Origin of the sequence: Bradyrhizobium nanningense (assembly GCF_004114535.1) — a bacterium.
Lineage (GTDB): Bacteria > Pseudomonadota > Alphaproteobacteria > Rhizobiales > Xanthobacteraceae > Bradyrhizobium > Bradyrhizobium nanningense.
The window spans coordinates 86434-95055 of sequence record NZ_LBJC01000077.1 but is presented as its reverse complement, the minus strand read 5'-3'; the positions used below and the strand labels follow the sequence as shown (position 1 = coordinate 95055).

The 8622-nt window shown below is 62.7% G+C and carries 5 protein-coding genes; 2 read left to right on the top strand and 3 right to left on the bottom strand.

Annotated features, from left to right (window positions below; translation table 11 throughout):
* Nucleotides 1-166: 166 nt before the first annotated feature.
* The 3 genes from XH84_RS34835 to XH84_RS34825 all read right to left on the bottom strand — a co-directional run bounded on the left by XH84_RS34835 (nt 167) and on the right by XH84_RS34825 (nt 3875).
* On the bottom strand, nt 167-856 hold the full coding sequence (locus XH84_RS34835) for a Fe2+-dependent dioxygenase (RefSeq protein ID WP_128916228.1): 690 nt from the start codon (nt 854-856) through the stop codon (nt 167-169).
* Nucleotides 857-875: 19 nt separating this feature from the next.
* Nucleotides 876-3413, bottom strand: a complete 2538-nt coding sequence (locus XH84_RS34830; RefSeq protein WP_128916227.1) for a TonB-dependent receptor — start codon at nt 3411-3413, stop codon at nt 876-878.
* A 222-nt stretch (nt 3414-3635) separates the two neighbouring features.
* Nucleotides 3636-3875: a hypothetical protein gene (locus XH84_RS34825; RefSeq protein WP_128916226.1), complete on the bottom strand. Its 240-nt coding sequence runs from the start codon at nt 3873-3875 to the stop codon at nt 3636-3638.
* A gap of 375 nt (nt 3876-4250) precedes the next feature.
* Here XH84_RS34825 and XH84_RS34820 point away from each other — a divergent pair, with 375 nt between their 5' ends.
* On the top strand, nt 4251-5420 hold the full coding sequence (locus XH84_RS34820; protein WP_128916225.1) for an efflux RND transporter periplasmic adaptor subunit: 1170 nt from the start codon (nt 4251-4253) through the stop codon (nt 5418-5420).
* Nucleotides 5417-8563: a multidrug efflux RND transporter permease subunit gene (locus XH84_RS34815; RefSeq protein ID WP_128916224.1), complete on the top strand. Its 3147-nt coding sequence runs from the start codon at nt 5417-5419 to the stop codon at nt 8561-8563. Before XH84_RS34820 ends, XH84_RS34815 begins: the two co-directional genes overlap by 4 nt.
* Nucleotides 8564-8622 lie beyond the last annotated feature (59 nt).

Genomic DNA, 8622 nt, shown 5'->3' with positions numbered 1-8622 from the left:
GTTGCCGAGGGCGCGGCCGCCGGGGCCGGGCCGGCCGCGGGCGGCTGGGCCGCCTGCTGCGCCGCCGCCGAGGGCGGCGTTTGTGCCTGGGCGGAAACGGGGGATGCGAGCCAGGCGGCCGTCAGCATGACGGCGGCGGCAAGGCTTGCTTGGAAGGACATGGTCTTCATACTTCGGCCCAGTAGCGAATGAGGTTGTGATAGATACCCGTCAATTTGACCGTTTCGGGATCGTCACGCCCGAGCCGTTCCACCAGCGCCTGTATCGCGGTGTCGAGGTCAAAGATCATGCTCCGGGCTTGATCGTCCCGTATCATGCTCTGAAGCCAGAAGAAAGACGCAACCCGCGTTCCCCTCGTCACGGGGGTGACGAGATGGAGGCTGGTCGAGGGATAGAGTACGCAGTCGCCGGCCGGCAACTTGACTTCGTGCGAGCCGTAGGTGTCCTCGATCACAAGTTCGCCACCATCGTACTCTTCCGGCTCGGCGAGGAACAGCGTGACCGACAGGTCTGTGCGGATGCGAAGGCCGGTCAGGCGGTCACCGCGGATCGCATTGTCCACGTGCAGGCCGAAATGGTGGCCGCTATCGGCCGCATAGCGGTTGAACAGCGGCGGGAAGATCTGGAGCGGAACCGCCGCCGCGATGAAGCGCGGGTTGGACGTCAGCGCCGAGATGATGCGGTTGCCGAGTTTTCGCGCGACTTCGCTATCGGGCGGCAGTTGCTCGTTGCGTTTGACCATCGCCGACTGCGCGCCGGCGGTAGAGCGGCCATCCTCCCATGTGCTGGCGTCCATGATGCGGCGGAAATCCGCCACATCATCCTTGCTGAGAACGTTTTCGATGCATGTCAGCATGAAACTCGTTGTTGCTCCATCAGTAGCGCGCGGAGAGCACCACGTAGGCAGCGCGGCCCGGTGCTTCCAGCACGAACGGTGCTGCGCTTTGGTACAGTGCGTCGTAATAGCGCTTGTCGAAGATGTTGTTCACGAACAGCTTGAGCTTCCAATGCTGGTCGAGCTTCGCCTCGGCGAAAGCGTCGAAACGCCAATAGCTCGGAAGCGAAGTGCCCTGATTGGCCGCGAGCAAGGTGCCGCCGTAGATCTTGGAGCGATACACTGCCTGCCCGCCTAATTCCCAGGTGTCGTTGAGCTGATATTTCGACAGCAGGCTGAACGACTCGTGCGCGACGTTGGCGAGCGGACGTCCGACATTGGTCGGATACAGCGTCTTGTTGGCCGACGGCGCCAGCGACTGCGTCACTTCCGACTGCATCAGCACGAGACCGCCGAACACGCTCCATTTGTCGGTGATCTTGCCGCCCACGCCGAGATCGATGCCGCGGATGCGGTAGGCGGCACCGGCGGTGATGCAAGATATGTTGCCGGTCGTTCCGGTCGGATAGACGCATCCCAAGGGGGCAGCAGCGGCCGCACTACCAACATTCTGCGACTCGCGCGCGTTTTCCTTGGTGGTCTGGAACAGCGCCGCGGTCAGCAGCAGATGGCGGTCGAACAATTCCCACTTGGTGCCGAGTTCGATGGCCTTGTTTTTCTCGGGCCCGAATATCTGGGTGTTACCGCCGGCGAGGGTCGGATTGAGGCCGCCATAGGCGGTGCTGGTCCCGTCGAACTCAGCACCGACCGGGTTCGCGGAAGTTGCGTAGGCCACATAGACACTGCCGTTCGGCAGAGGCTTCAGGGTCAAGCCGAGATTGAAGTTGGGAATCAGGAATTCCGCCGACTGCTGGCCGAACGTGCCGTTGGCGGAATAGCCGGATGCCTTGATGCTGTAGTCGTCATAGCGGAAGCCGCCGTTGAGGATCACCAGATCGCGATAGTTGGCGGAATCCATGACATAACCGCTGACGGTATCGATGGCGACCTTGGTCGGAAGGCCGGACAGCGAGGGAATGTCGTAAGGCAGGTAGGTGTTTTGCGGAAAGAAGACGCTGGTGTTCGTCGGTGAGCCGGACGGGCTTGTGGGAAGGCCGGTCGCCTCCGAGGTGAGATTCAAGTACCTGTCGATCGAAGATCTCTCACGATCGACTTCGACGCCGGCCAACGCTGTATGTTTGAACCCGGCGGCATCCTGGAATTTGTAAGTCGCCTCGGTTTGGTTGGCGAGCACGTCGGTGATCTGAAAGCGGCTCTGCGGATTGGACGTCAGCGTCGAGGCCGAGAGCGGGTCCTTTAGCGAGGGGGATTCCGGCAACGTTCCGATGTAGTTTTGAGTCGAGCGCGACGCGCGGAACTTGTTGCTGAGCATCAGGTCAGGGGTGACCTGCACTTCCGCGTTGAGTGTGCCGATATCCTGCCCGGTCCGATAGAAGTCGCGGTTGATCGCTCCGTACCAGTTCCTGCGGCTCGCTCCGAAATCCGGGAACGGACCGCCAGCGGTGGACGAGGTGCTCGGCCGATAATAAGGCACGCCGAAGTCTGGAAGACCGGTCAGTTCGGTGTGGATGTAGTTGCCGGTGACCTTGATAGTGTCGGTCGGTTTCCAGGTCATGGCGATGAAGGCGCCGTTCCGGTTGTCGGTGACGTAGTCGCGGCCGGCGACATTGGCATCCTGAAACAGGCCGCCGACACGAACGGCGAGCGTCGGGTCGATCACCTGGTTGACGTCGAGCGTGACACGCTTGGTCTGGTCGGTGCCAAACGTGCTGTCCATGTTGTAGAAGCTGTTCCCGGTCGTCGCCTGCTTGGTGACGATGTTGATCGCGCCGCCGGCGACACCGCGGCCGGAAAAGGTGGAACCGGGACCGCGCAGAATCTCGACCTGTTCGGTGAAGAAGTTTTCGCGCACGCTGACGCCGGAGTCGCGCACGCCGTCGATGAAGATGTCGTTGCGCGCGTCGAAGCCGCGGATGAAGAAGCGGTCACCGAAAGCGTTGCCGCCCTCGCCCGAGCCCAGCGTCACGCCGGCCGTGCTGAGGATCGCCTGCTTCAACGTCGTGGCATTCTTGTCCTCGAGGACTTCCTTGCTGAGAACGGTGATTGACTTCGGCGTATCAACCAGTTTCTCCGGAAATTTGCCACCGGCCTGGACGTGGTCGACCTTGTAGGGCGCCGCCGGATCGGCATAGGGATTGGCATCGGCGGGGCCTGACGGCGTAGTGGGAGCCGTCTGCTGCGCCTGCTGGCGCTGCGCGGCACGGCGAAGCGCGTTGCGGGCGCGGACCTGCTCCGGCGAAGGCTTCGAGGCTACCGGACGCGGACGCTCGACCGGAGCATCGACCGTCACCGGCGGCAGGTTCGACTGCTGCGCCTGTGCGCCGCTCGACACCGACGCCACCGCGATCAAGCTTGCAACCGCCGAGGCCTTCTTGCCGGAAACGCCTGCGAATTTTTCATCCACCAGATCGAACGCTGCGACCGAACGCAACGACTTCGGTGCGACCACCTGCCCCATTACCAACGCCCCATCTTCCTGTTCGCTCATTCACGTCGACGAACGATGAGTGTTGGTATCGGCAGCAAAATAGCGGGTCAATGCGAACGCCTCGCAAGAACCCTTGAATCAATCCAGATCAAAACAATTCTAAACTGCAGTTTGAAATCGTTCTAAATCAATATTGGACTCGTTCTAAGAAACAGCGCCATTCGCTGCACAATCGCAGTTTCTCTTACAGCATCAATCGCTGCTCGGCGGCTTCATTAGCGAAAACAATTCGTCGACGGTTTTCTGCGCGACGGCGCGCACGCGATCGGTGCTGTCCATGCCGGCGATGTTGACGCCGCTCACCACGGCCTTGATCTCGTCCCGGAAGTCGGTGAGGAAGCGCAAGGGATCGCGCTGCTCGTTGGCCACCCGCGCGATCAATCCGGTGATCAGAATCTGACACGCGATCAGCTTGCCGTTCAATTCGTCCATGCTGCGCTCCATTGGTGGCGGCGCCGATATGAACGATGCCGAAATTGCTGACAACGGAAACGGCGTCCGCGCGATTTAGAACCATTCTTGTCAGCAGCACCGAGCGGCGGCTCGGCGCGCCGTCATTGGGGGCGAGCACATTTGTCTGCGAGTCCCGCACAGACTCGCCCGACCGACCCGGCCGAGAAAATGCAGCACTGCACACCGCCGCGCCAGAGCATTGCCCAGACGGTGCAAAGCTTTCCAATTGTTTAGGTTTCTCAACGGATAGTGCTGTTTACACTGGAACTTGGCGTGTATTATAGAAACGCGCTGGAACCCTGCGATTGCCCCTTAATTCGTTAGCTTAGGGCATACGAGCCGACACGAGACGACATGAAAAAGTCCCGGCCGATCCTCTGGCTTCTGATCATCGCGGCCGTGGCCTCCGCGGGTTATTATGGTTGGCAGAAATTCGGACCTGGGGCCGGGAAAACCCAGACCGCCCAGAAGGGACCACCCCGCCCGGCCGCCGTCCCTGTCAGCGTTGCGCCGGTCCAGAAAGTCGACTTCCCCGTCTACCTGACCGGTCTCGGCACGGTTCAGGGCTTCAACACCGTCCAGGTCCGCAGCCGGGTGGATGGTCAGATCGACAAACTCACCTTCAAGGAGGGCCAGATCGTCCAGGAGGGCGAGCTTCTGGTCTCGATCGATCCCCGTCCCTATCAGGCGACGCTCGACCAGGCCAAGGCCAAGAAGGCGCAGGACGAGGCGAGCCTCGCCAACGCCAATCTCGAACTTCAGCGCGCCATGAAGCTCGGCGAATTCGCGACCGCGCAGCGAGTCGACACCCAGCGCTCGACCGTCGCCCAGCTCACCGCCCAGATCGCCGCCGACGAAGCCGCGATCGCCAACGCCCAAACCCAGCTCGACTACACCCAGGTCAAGGCGCCGATCACCGGCGTCGCAGGCCTGCGCCAGGTCGACATCGGCAACATCGTCAACGCCTCGACGCAGACCGGCATCGTCACGATCTCGCAGGTCGAACCGATCTCCGTGATCTTCACGGCGCCGGAAGACCAGCTTCCCTATATCAGCGAAGGCCAGAAGACCGGTGCGCTCAAGGTGGTCGCTTTCACCACCGACGGCAAGAAGACGCTGGCCGAGGGCAAGCTTGCTGTCATCAACAACCAGGTCGACACGACCAGCGGGACGATCCGGCTCAAGGCTGTGTTCGACAACAAAGACCACACGCTGTGGCCGGGCCAATCGGTCTCGACGCGGCTTCTGGTGCGGACGCTCAAGGATGCGACCGTCGTCCCGGATGATGCGGTCCAGCATTCCACCAACGGCCTCTACGCCTATACCGTCAATCAGGACAACAAGGCCGAGGTGCACAAGGTCAAGGTCAGCTATGCCATCGACGGACGGGCGGTCATCGAGGAAGGCCTGAGCCCAGGGCAGCAGGTGATTGTCGGCGGTCAGTTCAAAGTCCAGCCCGGAAGCCTCGTGTCGACGGCGGTGGCGAGCTCGGATCCGGCCCAGATCAAGGTACGACAAGAATGACCGGGGGCGGGATTTCGGCACCTTTCATCCGATATCCCATCGGCACCTCGCTGCTGATGGCCGGCATTCTCTTTATCGGTCTCGTCGCCTATCCCCTGCTTCCGGTCGCACCGCTGCCGCAGGTGGACTTCCCGACCATCCAGATCACCGCCAACCTGCCGGGCGGCAGCCCCGAGACGATGGCCTCGTCGGTGGCTCAGCCGCTCGAGCGGCAGTTCGCCCAGATCCCCGGCATCGCGCAGATGACCTCGACGAGCTATCTGGGCACCGCGTCGGTCACCATTCAGTTCGATCTCAACCGCAGCATCGACGGTGCCGCCAACGACGTTCAGGCAGCGATCAACGCGGCTTCCGGCCAGTTGCCGAAGAACCTGCCGTCGCCGCCGACCTACCGCAAGGTCAATCCGGCGGATTCGCCAATCCTCATCATGTCCGCCACGTCGGACACCCTGCCACTGACCACCGTCAGCGATTCCGTCGATGCGCAACTGGCGCAGCAGATCAGCCAGATCTCCGGCGTCGCGCAGGTCATCATCGGCGGCCAGCAGAAGCCGGCAATCCGTATCCAGATCGATCCGGCCAAGCTCGTCGCCAAGGGCCTGTCGCTGGAGGACGTGCGCAGCCAGATCGCGATCACGACGGTCGACAGCCCCAAGGGCAACATTGACGGCCCCAACCGCGCCTACACGATCTACGCCAACGATCAGCTCACCCACTCCAAGGACTGGAACGACGTCGTCATCGCCTACCGCAACGGCGGGCCGCTGCGCATCCGCGACATCGGGCAGGCCGTCACGGGTCCGGAAGACGCCAAGCAGGCGGCCTGGGCGAACGGCAAACGCGGCGTCTTCCTGGTCATATTCAAGCAGCCCGGCGCCAACGTCATCGAGACCGTGGACAAGATCAAGGCGGCGCTGCCCCGCCTGGTCGCGGCGATCCCGCCCGCGATCAAGATCGAGCTGATGAGCGACCGAACCCAGACGATCCGGGCCGCGGTCGAAGACGTCCAGTTCACCCTGCTCCTGACCATCTTCCTGGTGGTCATGGTCATCTTCATTTTCCTGCGCAGCTTCTGGGCGACGGTCATTCCCACGATCACCGTGCCTCTGGCGCTGCTCGGCGCCTGCTCGCTGATGTGGGTGACCGGCTATACCCTGGACAACCTTTCCCTGATGGCGCTGACGATCGCGGTCGGCTTCGTGGTCGATGACGCCATCGTCATGCTCGAAAACATCTCCCGCTACGTCGAGGAAGGCGAAGCGCCGATGGCCGCCGCCTACAGGGGCGCGAAGGAAATCGGTTTCACCATCGTTTCCATCAGCATCTCGCTGGTCGCGGTGCTGATCCCGCTGCTGCTGATGGGCGGCATCATCGGCCGCCTGTTCCGCGAGTTCGCCGTCGTGCTGGCGATGACCATCTTCGTCTCGATGGTCGTCTCGCTGACGCTGACCCCGATGATGGCCTCGCGCTTCCTGCGCGCCCGTGGCGAGGTCAGGCACGGCCGCTTCTATCAGTGGAGCGAACGCGCCTTCGACGCGATGCTGCGCGGCTATGAGCATGTTCTCGACATCGCCCTGAGCTGGAAGCGCATCACGCTCCTCATCTTCTTTGCGACCCTCGCTTTGTCGGTCTATCTCTTCGTGCTGATCCCCAAAGGCTTCTTTCCGCAGCAGGACAACGGCCTGATCACCTCCACCTCCGAAGCATCGCAGGACATTTCCTTCGCGGCCATGAAGGAGCGGCAGGAGGCGCTCGCCACGATCGTGCAGGCGGATCCCGGCGTCGCCAGCGTCGCCATGGCGATCGGCGGCAGCGGCAGGGCGGGCAACAACGGCGGCCTGTTCATCACGTTGAAACCGCGCGATCAGCGCGACGCTTCGGCCCAGGAGATCATCGCGCGCCTCCGTCCCCAGCTCGACAAGGTCCCCGGCGCCCGCCTCTACATGCAGGCGGCCCAGGACGTGCGGCTCGGCGGCCGGCCAACGCGCACGCAGTTCGAATTCACGCTGCAGGACGCCAATCTGGACGAGCTCAACGAATGGGCGCCCAAAATTCTCGCCAAGATGCAGACGCTGCCGCAACTGCGCGACGTCGCGACCGACCAGCAGACGCAGGGCACCACCGTCCAGCTCAAGATCAACCGCGATACCGCCTCACGCTACGGCATCCAGCCGCAGCTGATCGACGACACGCTGTATGATGCCTTCGGGCAGCGGCAGGTCACGCAGTATTTCACCCAGCTCAACACCTACAAGGTGATCCTGGAGATCCTGCCGGAGATGCAGGGCAATCTCGACAGCCTGAACAAGCTCTATCTCAAATCGCCGCTGACCGGCGACCAGGTGCCATTGTCGACGTTCGCGACCTGGACCACAGATCCGGTCCGCCCGCTCTCGATCAGCCATCAGGGGCAGTTTCCGGCGACCACGATCAGCTTCAACCTCGCGCAAGGGGTCGCGCTCGGCCAGGCAACCGAGGCCGTGCAGAAGGCGATGGCCGAGCTCGGCGCGCCGCCGACGCTCAATTCGACCTTCCAAGGCACCGCGCAGGCGTTCCAGCAGTCGCTCGGCACCGTGCCGCTGCTGATCCTCGCCGCACTCGTCGTGGTCTATCTGATCCTGGGCATTCTCTATGAGAGCTACATCCATCCGATCACGATTCTGTCGACGCTGCCCTCGGCCGGCGTCGGCGCGCTCGCGATCCTGATGGTGGCCGGCTTCGACTTCAGCCTGATTGCGTTGATCGGCATCATCCTCCTGATCGGCATCGTGAAGAAGAACGGCATCATGATGGTCGATTTTGCGATCGCCGCCGAACGCGGCGAGCACAAGACGCCGGAAGAATCGATCCGCCAGGCCGCGCTGCTGCGCTTCCGTCCCATCATGATGACAACGATGGCCGCGCTGCTCGGCGGCGTGCCGCTGATGCTCGGTCACGGCACCGGCGCCGAGATCCGCCAGCCGCTCGGCTATGCCATGGTCGGCGGCCTGATCGTCAGCCAGGCGCTGACGCTGTTCACCACGCCCGTCGTCTATCTCTATCTCGACAAGCTCAACAACTGGTTCTCCACCTGGGGCCGTTCGGATGACGACGAAGGCGACGAAGCGCCCGAGCGCGGCACCGTCAAGCAAGCCGCCGAGTAAGCTTGCACCGCGGCCCCCGCGACGCTACAGCGAGACCCTCGGTTAACGCCAACGTGGTT